This window comes from Antarctobacter heliothermus (assembly GCF_900188425.1).
GTDB classification, from domain to species: domain Bacteria; phylum Pseudomonadota; class Alphaproteobacteria; order Rhodobacterales; family Rhodobacteraceae; genus Antarctobacter; species Antarctobacter heliothermus.
Genome location: NZ_FZON01000023.1, coordinates 24,296 through 39,713 on the forward strand (window position 1 = coordinate 24,296; position 15,418 = coordinate 39,713).

Annotated in this window: 15 protein-coding genes; 12 read left to right on the plus strand and 3 right to left on the minus strand. The window is 61.7% G+C overall.

Annotation, left to right across the window (positions count from 1 at the left end):
• Window positions 1-2: 2 nt before the first annotated feature.
• A complete protein-coding gene (locus CHB90_RS13005) occupies window positions 3-1,781 on the plus strand; it encodes an SLC13 family permease (protein WP_089278305.1) in 1,779 nt (592 codons plus the stop codon).
• A gap of 145 nt (window positions 1,782-1,926) precedes the next feature.
• On the opposite strand, the gene CHB90_RS13010 is transcribed toward CHB90_RS13005, so the two are convergent.
• The gene (locus tag CHB90_RS13010) at window positions 1,927-2,733 is read right to left on the minus strand and encodes a class I SAM-dependent methyltransferase (protein ID WP_089278343.1); all 807 of its coding nucleotides are present in this window, start codon (window positions 2,731-2,733) and stop codon (window positions 1,927-1,929) included.
• A gap of 235 nt (window positions 2,734-2,968) precedes the next feature.
• Entirely contained in the window at window positions 2,969-3,703 is a 735-nt protein-coding gene (locus CHB90_RS13015) for a glutamine amidotransferase (RefSeq protein WP_089278306.1), read from the minus strand.
• A gap of 117 nt (window positions 3,704-3,820) precedes the next feature.
• Here CHB90_RS13015 and CHB90_RS13020 point away from each other — a divergent pair, with 117 nt between their 5' ends.
• The 4 genes from CHB90_RS13020 to CHB90_RS13030 all read left to right on the plus strand — a co-directional run bounded on the left by CHB90_RS13020 (window position 3,821) and on the right by CHB90_RS13030 (window position 7,880).
• Window positions 3,821-4,570, plus strand: coding sequence for a YebC/PmpR family DNA-binding transcriptional regulator (locus tag CHB90_RS13020; protein WP_089278307.1), 750 nt, complete (start codon window positions 3,821-3,823; stop codon window positions 4,568-4,570).
• A gap of 544 nt (window positions 4,571-5,114) precedes the next feature.
• The gene (locus tag CHB90_RS13025) at window positions 5,115-6,182 is read left to right on the plus strand and encodes a DUF262 domain-containing protein (protein ID WP_089278308.1); all 1,068 of its coding nucleotides are present in this window, start codon (window positions 5,115-5,117) and stop codon (window positions 6,180-6,182) included.
• Window positions 6,172-6,780 carry a hypothetical protein gene (locus CHB90_RS26175; protein ID WP_141135871.1) on the plus strand — a complete coding sequence of 203 codons (609 nt, stop codon included), beginning with the start codon at window positions 6,172-6,174 and terminating at the stop codon, window positions 6,778-6,780. The genes CHB90_RS13025 and CHB90_RS26175 overlap by 11 nt, the downstream gene beginning before the upstream one ends.
• A gap of 353 nt (window positions 6,781-7,133) precedes the next feature.
• Window positions 7,134-7,880 carry a hypothetical protein gene (locus CHB90_RS13030; RefSeq protein WP_141135872.1) on the plus strand — a complete coding sequence of 249 codons (747 nt, stop codon included), beginning with the start codon at window positions 7,134-7,136 and terminating at the stop codon, window positions 7,878-7,880.
• Between the two features lie 8 nt (window positions 7,881-7,888).
• Here the strand turns inward: CHB90_RS13030 and CHB90_RS13035 are convergent, their stop codons facing one another.
• Window positions 7,889-8,596, minus strand: coding sequence for a DUF5765 domain-containing protein (locus CHB90_RS13035; RefSeq protein ID WP_089278310.1), 708 nt, complete (start codon window positions 8,594-8,596; stop codon window positions 7,889-7,891).
• Between the two features lie 133 nt (window positions 8,597-8,729).
• Here CHB90_RS13035 and CHB90_RS13040 point away from each other — a divergent pair, with 133 nt between their 5' ends.
• From CHB90_RS13040 to betB, 7 genes are all read left to right on the plus strand, one after another.
• A complete protein-coding gene (locus CHB90_RS13040; RefSeq protein ID WP_089278344.1) occupies window positions 8,730-9,323 on the plus strand; it encodes a LysE/ArgO family amino acid transporter in 594 nt (197 codons plus the stop codon).
• Between the two features lie 44 nt (window positions 9,324-9,367).
• On the plus strand, window positions 9,368-10,267 hold the full coding sequence (locus CHB90_RS13045) for a DMT family transporter (RefSeq protein ID WP_245823244.1): 900 nt from the start codon (window positions 9,368-9,370) through the stop codon (window positions 10,265-10,267).
• Window positions 10,268-10,396: 129 nt separating this feature from the next.
• Window positions 10,397-10,576, plus strand: coding sequence for a hypothetical protein (locus CHB90_RS13050; RefSeq protein ID WP_245823245.1), 180 nt, complete (start codon window positions 10,397-10,399; stop codon window positions 10,574-10,576).
• A gap of 123 nt (window positions 10,577-10,699) precedes the next feature.
• On the plus strand, window positions 10,700-11,686 hold the full coding sequence (locus tag CHB90_RS13055; protein WP_141135873.1) for a DUF1036 domain-containing protein: 987 nt from the start codon (window positions 10,700-10,702) through the stop codon (window positions 11,684-11,686).
• A gap of 148 nt (window positions 11,687-11,834) precedes the next feature.
• Complete coding sequence (gene betI, locus CHB90_RS13060) at window positions 11,835-12,401, plus strand: choline-binding transcriptional repressor BetI (RefSeq protein WP_089278313.1); 567 nt, start codon at window positions 11,835-11,837, stop codon at window positions 12,399-12,401.
• Complete coding sequence (gene betC, locus CHB90_RS13065) at window positions 12,398-13,906, plus strand: choline-sulfatase (protein ID WP_089278314.1); 1,509 nt, start codon at window positions 12,398-12,400, stop codon at window positions 13,904-13,906. Before betI ends, betC begins: the two co-directional genes overlap by 4 nt.
• A 24-nt stretch (window positions 13,907-13,930) precedes the next feature.
• Window positions 13,931-15,391 (plus strand): betaine-aldehyde dehydrogenase, encoded by a 1,461-nt coding sequence (betB, locus tag CHB90_RS13070; protein WP_089278315.1) that lies wholly within the window; start codon window positions 13,931-13,933, stop codon window positions 15,389-15,391.
• Window positions 15,392-15,418 lie beyond the last annotated feature (27 nt).

The window sequence follows — 15,418 nt, forward strand, 5'->3', positions numbered from 1 at the left end:
ACATGATCGGGATCGAGCTGAGCCAGACAGGCCAAGCGGTGGTGACCCTTGCCGTCGTGGTCGCGATGTTCGTGCTGTTTGTGCGCGAGTCCTACCCGACCGAGGTCACAGCCATCGGCGGCGTGGCGGTGTTGCTGGTGATGGGCGCGCTGCCCTATGAGGCGGCGCTGGAGGTGCTGTCAAACCCCGCGCCCTGGACCATCGCGGCGATGTTTGTCGTCATGGGGGCCTTGGTGCGGACCGGGGCGCTGGATGCCTTTACCGGATACGCGCAGGATCAGGTTGCCAGACGTCCCCGGCGGGCGATTGCGGGCATCCTGATGGTGGTCGTCGTGGCCTCTGCGGTGATGAACAACACCCCCGTGGTCGTCGTGATGTTGCCCATTTTTGTGCAGATCGCCAATTCGATGGGCATTGCGCCGTCAAAACTGCTGATCCCGCTCAGCTATGCGGCGATCCTTGGCGGCACACTGACGCTGATCGGCACCTCGACCAACCTGCTGGTCGATGGTGTCGCCCGCGCGCAGGGGATGGAGCCGTTCACCATCTTCGAGGTCACGCCGCTGGCGGTGATCCTGGTGGCCTGGGGCATGGTCTATCTGTTGTTCGTTGGCCGTTACCTGTTGCCGGACCGCACGTCGATGGCAGGCATGTTGTCGGACCGCTCGCGGATGAAGTTCTTTACCGAGGCGGTGATCCCGCCCGACAGCAACCTGATCGGACGCGAGGTTCTGGGGGTTCAGCTGTTCAAACGCGAAGGTGTGCGCCTGATCGACGTGATCCGGGGCGACGAATCGCTGCGCCGCAACCTGCGGGGAGTCGAGCTGCGTGTGGGCGACCGGGTGGTGCTGCGCACCAAGATGAACGAGCTGCTGTCGCTGCAACGCAACAAGGAGTTGAAGCGCGTCGATCAGGTTTCGGCCAAGGAGACGACGACCGTCGAGGTGCTGATTACACCGGGCTGCAAGATGGTTGGCCGCAGTCTTGGCGCGCTGCGCCTGCGGCGTAAATTCGGGGTCTATCCGCTGGCGGTGCACCGGCGGAACCAGAACATCGGGCGACAGTTGGACGATCTGGTGGTGCGGGTGGGCGATACCCTGCTGCTGGAGGGCAACTCAGAGGACATCAAGCGGCTGGCGGACGAGATGGAACTGGTCGACGTGGCGCAGCCTTCGGCGCGGGCGTTTCGGCGCAGCCATGCCCCGATTGCCCTGGTGGCGCTGGCCGGGATCGTGGTGCTGTCGGCCTTTGGCGTGGCGCCTATTCTGGCGCTGGCCGTGGTGGCGGTGGCGGTTGTCCTGCTGACCCGTTGTATCGACGCGGATGAGGCGTTTTCCTTTGTCGAGGGGCAGTTGCTGGCGCTGATCTTTGCCATGCTGGCCATCGGTGCGGCGTTGCAGACCTCTGGCGCGGTGGAACTGATTGTCGGCGGGGTGGCCCCGTGGATGGCGAACCTGCCCGCGCCGGTGGTTATCTGGGCGGTTTACCTGATGACCAGCCTGCTGACGGAAACCGTGTCGAACAACGCCGTGGCCGTGGTGGTGACGCCCATCGCGATCAGCCTTGCCGCCGCAATTGGCGTCGACCCGCGCCCCCTGGTGGTGGCGGTCATGGTTGCGGCCTCTTGCAGCTTTGCCACGCCGATTGGCTACCAGACCAACACTTTGGTTTACGGGCCGGGTGGGTATAAATTCTCGGACTTTTTCAAGGTTGGCCTGCCGCTGAACCTGAGCATCGGCGCGCTGGCCTCTGTCCTGATCCCGTTTTTCTGGCCGTTGTGATGTGGGCAAAGCCTGGCATGTGGTGTCTGCGCCGATCACCAAACTTGGCCGACCTTTGACAAGAGGCTGACGCACTGGACTGCGGCGGGCGACTGCGCATGTGATCGTGGTTGCGCAGAGACCGTCCGACAGGTGCCGAAAATCGTTATGCCGCTTGGGTGTATCCTCTGGCGGCCCAGGCGCGCGCGGGCAGGGCGACGGGGCCATCACCGCCAAGAGTTGTTTCCAGCCGGTCTTTCAGCTGTTGGCGGTGTGCGTCGGACAGGGTTCTGCAATAGCCGGGTGCGGGGCCCGCCCCCATTGTGAAGGGGTGCCAGAAGGCGTCGAAATCCTCAAATCGGGTTGTAACCTCGATAGGGATAACCTCTGTGCGCTTTAGCCCGGCTTCTTGGCACAGCCGGGTGAGGACATCCTGCGTGCAAAACGGAAAGCGAGTGCTTTCGTCCAGATCGGACGCTTTTGGATCGACCTCGGCCGCCGCTTTCCAGAAGGCGTCGATAAAGCCCATGCCACCGCCGGGATAGTCCCATACATAGAAAGACAGCAGTCCGCCGGGCCGCAGGGCGCGGGACATGGCGGCAAGGGCGTCTTGTCTGTCGGGGATGAAGTTCAACACGAGGGCAGAGGTGACAATGTCGACAGAGGCGTCGTCAACCGCAAGCAGCGCTGCATCCGCGACCTTGAACCGCGCGCGCCGGTCGTCGGTCTGCGCCTTTGCATGGGCAATGAAATCGGGCGACTGGTCGATTGCAAGCACGGATCGCGGGGCCGCAGACGTCAGGATTGTCTGGGTCAGCGCCCCGGTGCCGCATCCCAGGTCAAGCCAGTCGGCGTCCGGCTTTGGCGTGAGCCATTCCACGAAACGAGCGGAGATCATCCGTATCCACCGACCCATGTAGTGCTCGTAACTCTGTCCGGCGGACCAGGCGTCGAATGCGTGTTGCGTCGGCATCGTATCCTCCATTGCGCCCGGTCGCCCTGAAAGTCAGAGCCATCCGTGAGCTACAATAGCACGTTCAACGGCAATTCGATTGTGTCTCACCCGACGCGCCCTTGGGGGATCCGGGGAAATGCGCGGCGTGGTCTAGGAGACAGGCGGGCCAGCGTGCCTTTTTTGCCCGGCGGGGCGACGGTGCCGCTGCGCGCCTGAATTACCGCGTTCCCCCAAGACATCCCTGTGCGACTTGTCACCCGAAGCGCTGGACAAACCCTTCGAGCAGGCGGGGTGGTTCGCTGACCTGTGCGGCGCGGCACATCTCTATCAGGGCGTCGGCCTCTTCGGGGGCGAAATAGCCCTTGTGACGGTAGATGCGGATGCGGGTTTCAAATTCGGAGGCGTCCGCCTCTGGGTGGAACTGGGTGGCGTAGACGTTCTGACCATAGCGGATCATCTGGTAGGGGCACGGCCCGGATGAGACGAGGTGAACCGCGCCGTTGGGCAGATGCTGGACCGCTTCCTTGTGGCCGACAAAGGCGTCGAACTGGCCGGGCAGGTCGGCGGTCAGCGGGTCTTGTGCGCCCTCGGGCGTGAGATGGCAGGTCACCGCGCCCACGGGTTCGCCAAACCGCACTTTGGACACTTCGGCGCCAAGGTGATGCGCAAGGATGCCGATGCCATAGCAGCAGCCCATGAAGGGAATGTCCTGCGCCGTGATCCTTGGCATCAGGCGCAGGATCGCCTCTTCGATGCGGCGCTCTACCGGGGCTTTCTTGGCGGGCGGATCGCTGACACAGCCGGGGCCGCCGCCGACGATCACGCCGGAATAGTCGGCGGGGTCCAGATCGGGGGGCAGATCCTCCTTGTCCAGGCAGATGCGGTGGACGCGATCCGCGGCCAGGCCCGAGGTGTCAAGCATGGCGCGGTATTCGGACGTGCTTGCCTCTGGTTCGGGGCGCAGCTGGAGGAGAAGGAACTTGCTCATGCCCCAGCGCTAGCCCAGGTCAAGCCCCTGCGCAACGCCCGGACTTGGCAAGGGGGGCGGCGCTGGCATATAGAGGCGCGGATATCTCAAGACACCCGAGAAAGAGGCACACCGACCATGGCCGGCCATTCCAAATGGGCAAACATCCAGCACCGCAAGGGCCGTCAGGACAAGATCCGGGCCAAGATCTTTTCGAAACTGTCGAAGGAGATCACCATCGCCGCCAAGATGGGCGATCCCGACCCCGAGAAAAACCCGCGCCTGCGGCTGGCGGTCAAGGAAGCCAAGGGGCAGTCGATGCCCAAGGACAACATCGAACGCGCCATCAAGAAGGCGACCGGCGGCGACGCCGAGGACTACGAGGAAATCCGCTATGAGGGCTATGGCCCCAATGGTGTGGCGGTGATCGTCGAGGCGATGACAGACAACCGCAACCGGACCGCGTCGACGGTGCGGTCGACCTTTGCCAAGAACGGCGGCAATCTGGGGGAGACCGGCTCTGTCGGGTTCATGTTCGAGCGCAAGGGAGAGATCATCTATCCCGCCTCCGTAGGTGATGCCGATACCGTCATGATGGCGGCGATCGAGGCGGGCGCAGAGGACGTGGAAAGCTCGGACGAGGGCCATGTGATCTGGTGCGCCGACACCGATCTGAACGAGGTGTCCACCGCGCTGGAGGGTGAGCTGGGCGAGTCGGACTCGACCAAGCTGGTGTGGAAGCCGACCACCACCACGGACATGGATCTGGACGGGATGCAATCGCTGATGCGGCTGATCGAGGCGCTGGAGGATGATGATGACGTCCAGCGTGTGACCGCCAACTTTGAGGCCTCGGATGAGGTTATGGCAAAGCTGGAAGAATCCTGATTTTTCGCGCCCTTTTGGACCTGAGAAAACCCCCGCTTTGGCGGGGGTTTTTGTTTGAGTAATGGGCGTGTCCACGCGTGGACAGGATTGCGGTGACGTAAAATCAAGGGGTTACAGAGACGTTTTTACGCCGCGTTAAGGTTTGCGCGCGGGGTGGCCCGCGATGAGAGGCCGTGTTTGGGGTGATGAAATCGGGGTGTTTCGGTTGAAAGCCGTGGCATGGTTTGAGGTTTGGATGTGGGTAGATCAGGGGTGGGTTTCGGCCCGGAGCGGCCGTTCAGCATCTCGGGTGTTCTCGTCCGCTCACTGCCCTAAGCGTGCCTCTGTACTGGGTGCAGCGTTCGCCGCCATGATGAAAGTCAGCAAAGAGTCTGAGGGCAGCGATCCGACGGCAACTCCTGCACTCTAGGGCAAGTTATAGGTCTGACAGTCCGAGTCTGGAGATCTGGTGAAAGTGTGATAGAGAAAGCAACACATAAGCGGAGGCAGCCTATCTGTACAGGTCGAGGCTTTGCCTACAACCATATAATATAAAGGGTGACACGTGAAAGCCTTTGACGTTCGCGCATACTCCGTCTCAGACTTCAACGAATGGTATCTAGATGGAAAGTTGGACCTTTCGCCTGATTTTCAACGTCGGTCAGTTTGGTCATCATCTGCCAAGGCATTTCTTGCCGATACCATCATTCGAGGGAAGCCCTTCCCAAAGGTCATCCTGATGCAAGAATACAAGGATGGTAAGCTTCTCCGGGTTGTAGTGGATGGACAGCAAAGGCTTCGCGCCATCTTCGACTTCATCAACGATGGGATAAAAATTTCCAGAGCTCACAACAAAGAATTCGCAGGGCTGACCTTTTCGCAACTCCCGGAGGACATGCAGGACGACTTCATGCAGTATGAAGTGGGCTGCGACGTGCTCAATTCCGCTCCTTTAGAAGAGCTCCTCGATATTTTTGCGAGGATTAACAGATATACTGTAAAATTGAACGGTCAAGAAATGAGAAATGCTTCATACAGTGGCTTCTTCAAATCTGCCGCTTACGAAATTGGCTATGAGAACCTGGATCATTGGCTTTCTTCTGGCATCCTGTCCAAAACATCAATCAACAGGATGGCTGAGGCAGAACTCGCGTCCGATTTGCTTGGCTGCTTCTTGGTGCAAATGCAATCATCAAAGGCCGTTGAGACCACTTACAAGCGCTTTGAAGACGAAGAAGGCGCAATTCCTGAGGTGCGTGCGCGCCTCAGGAATGCCATCCATGCGGTTGCGAGTGTGTATACAAATGACGAGATAAAAGGATCAGCTTGGTCGAGTAAGCATATGTACTTTTCTCTCGTGACTACGCTTGGCCACCTTCAGCATGAAATCGAAGGCCTGCCAGAGACGCCGCTTTGTGAGAATATTCTTGACGAAACTCAAAAGTTGAAGTCCGTTTTGAATGGAATTAGCGCCGATTACGCTTCCTATTCACCTCAACCAAAACGCGCAATGGCGCCCGAGCATCTGAAGCCGTTCATTCGGGCTTCAACTTTGGCAACAACGGATACACAGGCAAGAGTTGCACGATCTGTTTATATTCTCTCGGTTTTAGAGGCGCATTTTGACGATTGAAGAGGAGATTGATCATTTTGACACGAATTGTCATTTGCTTCTGACTTTTGTCAACGAATTGGCGACTGTAGCTGGCACCGAGAAAACCGAACAACATACTTTTCTTGCAGAAGCCGTGACTTTTCGTCTTTATCGCGTTTACGAAAGATTGGTTCGGTCTGCATTTCTGCACTACTGTGTAACGAACGAGACACTGCAAGGAGCACAGGTGGTTTCCAAGCTAACCTGCCCGGATTGGGAGACAGCGGAAGACATTCTTAAATCCGGAAACAAATTTCTCGATTGGGGTAATGTGGTATCTGTTAAAAAAATTTCTAACTTGGTATTTCGGGAGGGGTTTCCAATTGGTGAAATGCTCGCCCCTTTCCATTCGGATTTAATAAATTTGCAACGACTACGAAACTTCGTTGCGCACGACAGCAAGGAAGCTGAGGAAGGGTTCAAACGCGCAAGAACACAATATGTTCGCATTGGTGATGCTGAGCCAAGAACAGTCGGGGAGTTAGCACTGTATCGAAGAGATTCGCGATCTGATGTTACCTTGAAAAAAATCCACACAAAGGTATCCGGGCTGAGTAGCATGCTCACTTCTCTTTAGTGGGCAGCCAAGAATAGCCGCAGGCTTCGCCATGCTGTCGATCAGTGTAGCAGATTCATCGGCGGCTTTCTGCACTTGGCTGAAATATTCGCACGCGCTGGCCGAGGTCCGCTTCCTCCGCATTGCTGACCTTGGTGCACCGTGCAACAACGCCGCTCCCCACCCAAAACTTGGAGGCCGCAGCGCGCGTTGACAGCGCGCCCACTCCCCCAAACCGGCTCTCGCGTTTCCCGGCGCTGAACACCGCGTTCTTTTCAGGGATTGCGCCAAGGTTTCCGTCAAATAGGTCCGCCCCCGGCGGAATGCCCGACTTGCGGCGAGGCGCAAAAACCGCCTAAGCCGGGGGGATGTTGTTGCGCGCGCTCTTGCTTTTGGTCGTTGTTGTCGCGCTTTCGGGGGCGGCGACCTGGTATTTCGGCCATGAGGTGCTGATTGCGCTGGGGCTGATCCTGACCCAACTCAAGGTGCTGATGAAAAAGCTGTTCGGCGTCGAATTGCCGGTGCTTTTTGTCTGGCTCAAGACTCAGGGCGCGATGTTTTTCCGGGTCGAGCTGATCAAGAAATGGCTCATGACCTCGGTCCTGCCCTTGATGCTGGGCAAGGCGCTGTTGCGGCGCATTCAACTGCTGGTGAAGCGCTATCTGGAGGTCGTGCAGCTGCGCTATGCGCGGCTGTTGGCGTGGTTCAACCGGCTGAGTCCGCTGGAGCGTGCGGTGGCGTGGATGGTGATTCTGTTTGCCTCGCTGGCCTTGTCGGTGACCTCGATGGGGCTGTGGCTGATCCTGTTTTCGGTGCAATTGCCGCTGTGGCTGGTGGCGGCGGGCGGGGCGGCGCTGCGGCTGACGTGGTCAACGCTGCAAAAGGGCCTGTTCAAGGCGCTGGCGTTTCTGCAGCTTGGCTGGCTGTGGAAAGGCATCAAGCGGCTGCTGCCCGCCGCTGTGCTGGAGCGCAAGCGGCGCACCGAGTTTCGCATCGCCCGCGCGGTTGTGCGGCGGCGGCGCATGACGTTGAAGCAACTGGTGGACCGCAAGGGGCGGCTGCCGTTCAAGCTGGGCGTGTTGGCGGAGTATCTGTTCCACCCGCCGGGGCGCAAGCGATAGGGGCGCCGTCAGGCGGCGGTCGGGGGAAAGACCTGTCGCCGAAAGATCGGGCTGAGGCCGATCAGCACCAGCACAATCGACAGCAGGCACCAGACCGCTGGCATCTCATTGGGGTTGCTGGTCAGGCCGGAGGCCAGCAGCGGCCCGACCAGCGTGTTGAGGACGGCAAAGCGCCACGCTCCGTAGAGGCAGGGCAACAGCAGGCTGGCCAGCAGGTAGTCGGGGTATTGCCCGATCCCGCCGACCCAATGGGCGAGGCTGAACAGGTTGTTCAACGGCATGGTCCAGCCGATGTGCCAGTCGCCCGAGATGGTGCAGAACGCCGCCCCGCACAGTGGTGTGCCGGGCAGGCAAGTGCCCAGCCAGTCGGCCGGGATCAGCCGCGCCAGTAGCGTGAGCGAGGCCAGCGAGGCCAGTGTCAGCACCCGCCGTCTGGTGCGCGGGTCGATGCCCGGTCCGACCAGGGCAAGGCAGAACAGGTTGATCATGATGGGCTGAAAGGCGATGTGCAGGTAGGACAGCACCGTCACGGTGGTATTGGCGGGTGTGCCACATTGGTCGACCACGCCATAGCCCCAGGCCTGCAAGCCCTCCATCAGGGTGAAATAGCCCAGCGTGCCCCAGATGCCCGCCGGGTCGCCACGCCGCCATGTGGCGACGGTGGCGGCGGTCCCAAGCCCGACCATGGCAAAAGTGGCGGTTTCGCTCCAGCACATGTGTTTGCTCCCTTGGGCATAGATTTCTGGAAAGGACGGGCAAGGTCAATGCCATAGCGGTGCGGCGGTGTTTTCGCTTGTCCTTGGGGCCGTTCCGCGCGAGGGGACGGCCCGGACAGACGCAGGAGACGTGATGGAAGCGGTACTGGCGGGGTTTGCCCTGGGGTTGAGCCTGATCCTTGCGATCGGGGCGCAGAACGCCTTTGTGCTGCGGCAAGGGCTGCGGCGGGTGCATGTGCTGCCGGTGGTGCTGGTTTGTGCCGTGTCGGACGCGGCGCTGATTGCCGCCGGGGTGGCGGGCTTTGGCGCGCTGGTCGAGGCGGTGCCGGGGCTGGAATGGGGGATGCGCCTGTTCGGGGCGGCGTTCCTGATCTGGTACGGGGCCAAGACGCTGTACGCGGCCTGGAAAGGCGGCGCGGTGCTGGCGGCGGGCGAGGGCGCGCAGAGCCTGCGGGCGGCCGTGCTGACCTGTCTGGCGCTGACATGGCTGAACCCGCATGTCTACCTGGACACGGTGGTCCTGTTGGGCGCGGTGTCGGCGCAGTACGATGACCGGCTGGGCTTTGCGCTGGGCGCGATGACGGCCTCTTTCGTGTTTTTCTTTTCGCTGGGCTATGGCGCGCGGGCGCTGGCGCCGCTGTTTGCGCGGCCCTCGGCGTGGCGGGTGCTGGATCTGGTGATCGGGCTGACCATGTGGGCCATCGCGGCCAAGCTGATCGTGATGTGATCCGCGGGGCTTGTGCCTGCGGATCAATGGGCTAAGCCTTGGGCATGGTGGACAATGTGCAGAGCCCGGCGCGGGGCGTGTTCTGGATGGTGGTGACGGGGCTGTGCTTTGTCGCGGTGACCGCCTTGGTGAAATCGCTGGGCCAGCGCATCCCGGCGGCGGAATCGGCCTTTTTGCGCTATGTGCTGGGGTTGGTCTTTTTGCTGCCTGTCGCGCAAAGCCTGTTGCGGACAAAACTGACGCCGCGGCTGTGGCGGCTGTTTTCCCTGCGGGCGCTGTTCCACACCATCGGCGTGGTGCTGTGGTTCTATGCCATGACCCGCATCCCCATCGCCGAGGTGACGGCGCTGAACTACATCAACCCGGTCTATGTGACGGTTCTGGCGGTGATCTTTCTGGGCGAACGGCTGGCGCTGCGGCGGGTCATGGCGATTGTGGCGGCGCTGATCGGCGCGCTGATGATCCTGCGGCCGGGGTTCCGGGAACTGGACCCGGGGCATTTTGCAATCATGGGGACGGCACTGTTGTTTGCCGGATCGTACCTGCTGGCCAAGATCCTGTCAGGAGAGGTGCGCGCGACACTGGTGGTGGCGCTGTTGTCCGTCGGCGTGACCATCGGCCTTGCGCCGCTGGCGATTGCGGTCTGGGTCTGGCCGACGTGGGGGGAGCTGCTGGTGCTGCTGGGCGTGGCGTTTTTCGCCACCGCCGGACATTACACCATGACACTGGCCTTTGCAGCCGCCCCGGTGACGGTGACGCAGCCGGTGACGTTCCTGCAACTGGTCTGGGCCGTGGCGCTGGGCGCAATTGTCTTTGGCGAACCTGTGGACCCTTGGGTCATTGCGGGCGGATCGCTGATTATGGCGGCGGTGATTTTCATCACCTGGCGTGAGGCGGTGCTGAAGCGGCGGATCACGCCGCTGGTGTCGGAAACCAAGACCTGACGCGGGGACGCGCGGTCACGTTTCGCTGAAACTCCTTCGATAAGGCGCAATCGCGCCCTATTTTTTAACGATGATGCAAGCATTCGCGTGCAGCATATCAGGAGGAATTGGATGTTTGCGGAGGGTAGAATGACTGACGACATGACAGAGATCGAGGATTTCCTGCTGAGCGAACGGCAGAAGGTTCTTTCCGAGGCAGAGTGGCGGTTCCGCATGCGCGGCTATGGCTACAACCTGCGGCGCACCGACAACGGCGTCGAAGTGGCACGACTGCCGCAGAACCGGGTACTGGGCACGCTGAACCTCTGAAGTTGCGTCAAAAGGCTCGACAGGGCGTCTGCACGACGGTTCTGATGTCTTCCCAGACAGGGAGGACAGGATTTGACGACACGGACTTTTCTATGTGCCGCGTATGCGTTTGCGGTAGTGCCAATGGCCGCGCAGGCCGGGCTGGACGTTTGCAACAACACGGACCTGCGGCAAAGCGTGGCCATCGGCTACGAGGCACCGGGCGGGATCTGGACATCCGAGGGCTGGTGGCAACTGGCACCGGGAGAATGCAAGACGGTGATGGGGCGCGCCCTGGACCGCCGGTATTTCTACTACAGGGCAACGGTCAAGGGCGGCGAATTCGACGGGCCTTTTGCGTTTTGCAGCACCTCTGGGGCGTTTACCATCGAGGGCGACAAGGATTGCGCCGCGCGGGGCTATGACAGCACGCGCTTTCGCAAGGTCGATACTGGCGAGGCTGCGGATTTTACCCTGACACTGGTGGCCGACGGGGCCATGCCGGGGCCGGACCCTGATCACAGCGACGAGGATATGCCGCTGGAAAGCGCTGTGCCTTTCGCGCGTGGCAGTCTGGGCGAACCGTTTACCCAAAACGGCATCTTTACCGGCTGTGAGCTGATCGACGGGTTGGATTTTTGCAGCTTTGAGGTCGAGGGCTGGCGCTATCACGCCTATTACGGCGGCGGTTCGGCAGACAGCATCCTGGACGATCTGCAACACTGGCCGATGCCTCTGGCGGTCGAGATCGAAGGCGACATGGTCAACTATGGCGACATCACGGTCGAGGTGGCGCTGGCGCGCGTGACAGAGGTGTTTGACGGCGATTTCTTTGCCGAGGAACGGCGCATGATGCAGGGAACGTGGCAGTCGGTGGACGATCCCGAAGCGCAATTCACGATCGCGGGCGCGGATGTCTATGACTACTACGGCGGCGAATTCATCGGCCACCAGTGGATGACGCTGGGCGGGACGTGCCCGGATGCGCCCTATGAGGGGATCGGGTTCACCCGGACCGAATTGGAGACGCAGGACAGCTGGTGCGAGCATCTGGGCGAGGTGACGGCGGATCGGCTGGAATTGATCATCCCCGAATTGGGCGATGTTCTGACCTATCGCCGGGTGGACTGATCCCCGCGCGATGGACGTTTTGGGCAGACATGTTTTGGGCAGACACAAAGCGCCGGTTCCCGGGCGGGGGGCCGGCGCTTTTGCGTGCGGTTGTTGGGGTTGGTGTTTTTGATTGACTCGCCAGTCAACGAAACTCATACCTGCCGACATGCCAAAGATCGGACAAGAACCAATCCGGCGCGCCGCGCTCATGGAGGCCACGGTGGCCGAGATCGGCGAGGCCGGGTCGCTGGACGTGACCGTGTCCCGGATCGCGCGGCGGGCGGGCATGTCCAGCGCGCTGGCGCATCACTATTTCGGCGGCAAGGCGCAGATCTTTCTGGCCGCCATGCGCCACATCCTGACCGAATACGGGGCAGAGGTGCGCAGCGCGCTGGCCGCCGCGCCTTCCGGCGCGCGGTTTGAGGCGGTCATCGAGGCGAACTTTGCCGACAGCTGTTTTCGTTCCGACACGGTTGCGGCCTGGCTGAATTTCTATGTGCTGGCGCGCAAGGAACCAGAGGCGGCGCGCCTGTTGCAGGTCTATCAACGGCGGCTGCATTCCAATCTGGTCCACGCCTTGCGCGACCGCGCAGACAATCCCGACGCCGTGGCGCAGCAGATCGCGGCACTGATCGACGGCGTCTACCTGCGCGCCGCCCTGTCGGGCAGCGGCGTCGAAGGGGCCGCCTGCCAAGTCATCCAAACCGCCCACGCCCTGATGAGGACGACATGACCAAACCCAATATCCTGATCCTCATGGTGGACCAGTTGAACGGCACGCTGTTCCCCGACGGCCCCGCCGACTGGCTGCATGTTCCGAACCTGCGGGCGCTTGCAGAACGGTCGGTGCGGTTCCGGAACGCCTATACGGCCAGCCCGCTGTGCGCGCCGGGGCGGGCCAGTTTTATGTCCGGGCAGTTGCCCAGCATGACGCGGGTCTATGACAACGCGGCGGAATTTGCCTCTGACATCCCGACCTATGCGCATCACCTGCGGCGGGCGGGGTATCAGACCTGCCTGTCTGGCAAGATGCATTTTGTCGGTCCCGACCAGATGCACGGCTTTGAGGAGCGGCTGACCACGGATATCTACCCCGCCGATTTCGGCTGGACCCCGGACTATCGCAAACCGGGAGAGCGGATCGACTGGTGGTATCACAACATGGGGTCGGTGACGGGCGCGGGCGTGGCCGAGATTTCCAACCAGATGGAATACGACGATGAGGTCGCCTATCACGCCGAGCGCAAGTTGTATGATCTGGCGCGGGGCAAGGACGCGCGCCCGTGGTGCCTGACCGTCAGCTTTACCCATCCGCATGACCCCTATGTGGCGCGCAAGAAATTCTGGGATCTGTACGGCGATTGCGAACACCTGACTCCAGAGGTGCCCGCGATGGCTTATGAGGATCACGACCCGCACAGCAAGCGGATATTCGCCGCCAACGACTGGCGCAGCTTTGACATCACTGAGGAGGATATTCGCCGGTCGCGGCAGGCCTATTTCGCCAATATCTCCTACCTTGATGAGCAGATCGGCAAGCTGTTGGAGGTGTTGGACGAGACCCGGCAAGAGGCGATTGTGGTCTTTGTCAGTGACCATGGCGACATGCTGGGCGAACGCGGTCTGTGGTTCAAGATGAGCTTTTACGAAGGCGCGGCGCGGGTGCCCATGATGATCTCCGTGCCGGGGGCCGAAGGCGCGCGGATTGACGCGCCGGTGTCGACCATCGACCTGTGCCCGACGCTGTGCGATCTGGCGGGCGTGGACATGTCCGAGGTGATGCCCTGGACTGAGGGCGAGAGCCTGACGCCGGTCATGAAGGGGCGCGCGCGGGTGTCGCCGGTGGCGATGGAATACGCAGCCGAGGCGTCTTATGCGCCGCTGATCTGCCTGCGCGAGGGGCGGTGGAAATACACCAATTGCGCGCTGGACCCCGAGCAGCTGTTCGACCTTGAGGCCGATCCGCATGAGTTGACCAATCTGGCCGAGGTCGCGGCGCATGCGGGTGTGTTGGAACGGTTCCGGGTCAAATCCGCCGCGCGTTGGGATCTGGAGCGGTTCGACGCCGAGGTGCGGCAGAGCCAGGCGCGGCGCTGGGTGGTCTACGAGGCGTTGCGGCAGGGCGGCTATTTCCCGTGGGATTTTCAGCCGCTGCAAAAGGCCAGCGAGCGCTACATGCGCAACCATATGGATTTGAACGACGTGGAAGACAGCCAGCGCTTTCCGCGCGGCGAGTAGCGTCGGTTCTACAGGAGACAGATGATGAGTTATGACACACAACCGCAGGCCTCGCATTTTGTTGACGGCCAGTATCTCGAGGACAGCGCCGGGGAGGTGATCGAGGTGGTCTATCCGGCCACCGGCGAGGTGATTGCCAAGGTGCATGCGGCAACGCCCGCGGTGATCGAACAAGCGATCACCAGCGGGCGGCGGGCGCAGGCCGAATGGCGCAAGCTGAGCGGGACGGAACGGGGCCGCGTGCTGCGCCGGGCCGCCGACATCATGCGCGAACGGAACCGCGATCTGTCGGTTCTGGAAACCCATGACACCGGCAAACCGCTGTCCGAGACCCTGTATGTGGATGCCACCAGCGGCGCCGATGCGCTGGAGTATTTCGGCGGTCTGGCGGGCAGTTTGACGGGCGAGCATGTGCAATTGCCGGACGGCAACTGGGGCTACACGGTGCGTGAGCCGCTGGGCCTGTGCGTGGGGATCGGCGCGTGGAACTATCCGACGCAGATTTCCTGCTGGAAGGGCGCGCCTGCGCTGGCCTGTGGCAATGCGATGATCTTCAAACCCTCCGAGGAAACGCCGCTCTGCGCGCTGAAGGTCGCCGAGATCCTGATCGAGGCGGGCGCGCCTGCGGGGCTGTACAACGTGGTGCAGGGTGCGGGGGCCGTGGGCGCGGCGCTTGTCACCGATCCGCGCGTAGACAAGGTGTCGCTGACCGGATCGGTGCCGACGGGGCGCAAGGTCTACGCCGCCGCCGCCGAAGGCATGAAGCATGTCACGATGGAACTTGGCGGGAAGTCCCCGCTGGTGATCTTTGACGATGCGGATCTGGAAAATGCGGTGGGCGGCGCGATCCTGGCGAACTTCTATTCCTCCGGTCAGGTCTGCTCCAACGGCACGCGGGTCTTTGTGCAAAAGGGCATCAAGGAGGCGTTTCTGGAACGTCTGGCGGCGCGTCTTCAGGGGGCTGTGATCGGTGATCCGATGGATGAGGCCGTGACATTCGGGCCGATGGTCAGCGCACGCCAGCGTGAGATCGTGCTGGGCTATATCGAAAAAGGCGTGGCCGAGGGCGCGCGGCTGGTCTGCGGCGGTGCTGCGCTTGAGCGGGACGGATTTTACATCGCGCCGACGGTCTTTGCCGATGTGACCGATGACATGGTGATCGCCCGCGAGGAAATCTTTGGCCCCGTCATGTCGGTGCTGGATTTCGAGAGTGAGGAAGAGGTGATCCCGCGCGCCAATGACACCACGATGGGCCTGTCGGCGGGGGTCTTTACCCGCGACATGGCGCGGGCGCACCGGGTGATCGGGGCGTTTGATGCGGGGTCATGTTTCATCAACTCGTACAACGACGCGCCGGTGGAACTGCCCTTTGGCGGCACCAAGATGTCGGGTGTCGGGCGTGAGAACTCCAAGGCGGCGATCGGGCATTATTCGCAGTTGAAATCGGTGTTTGTGCGGATGGGCGACGTCGAGGCGCCTTTCTGACAAGGCGCGCTTGCGGGCGCGCCCACC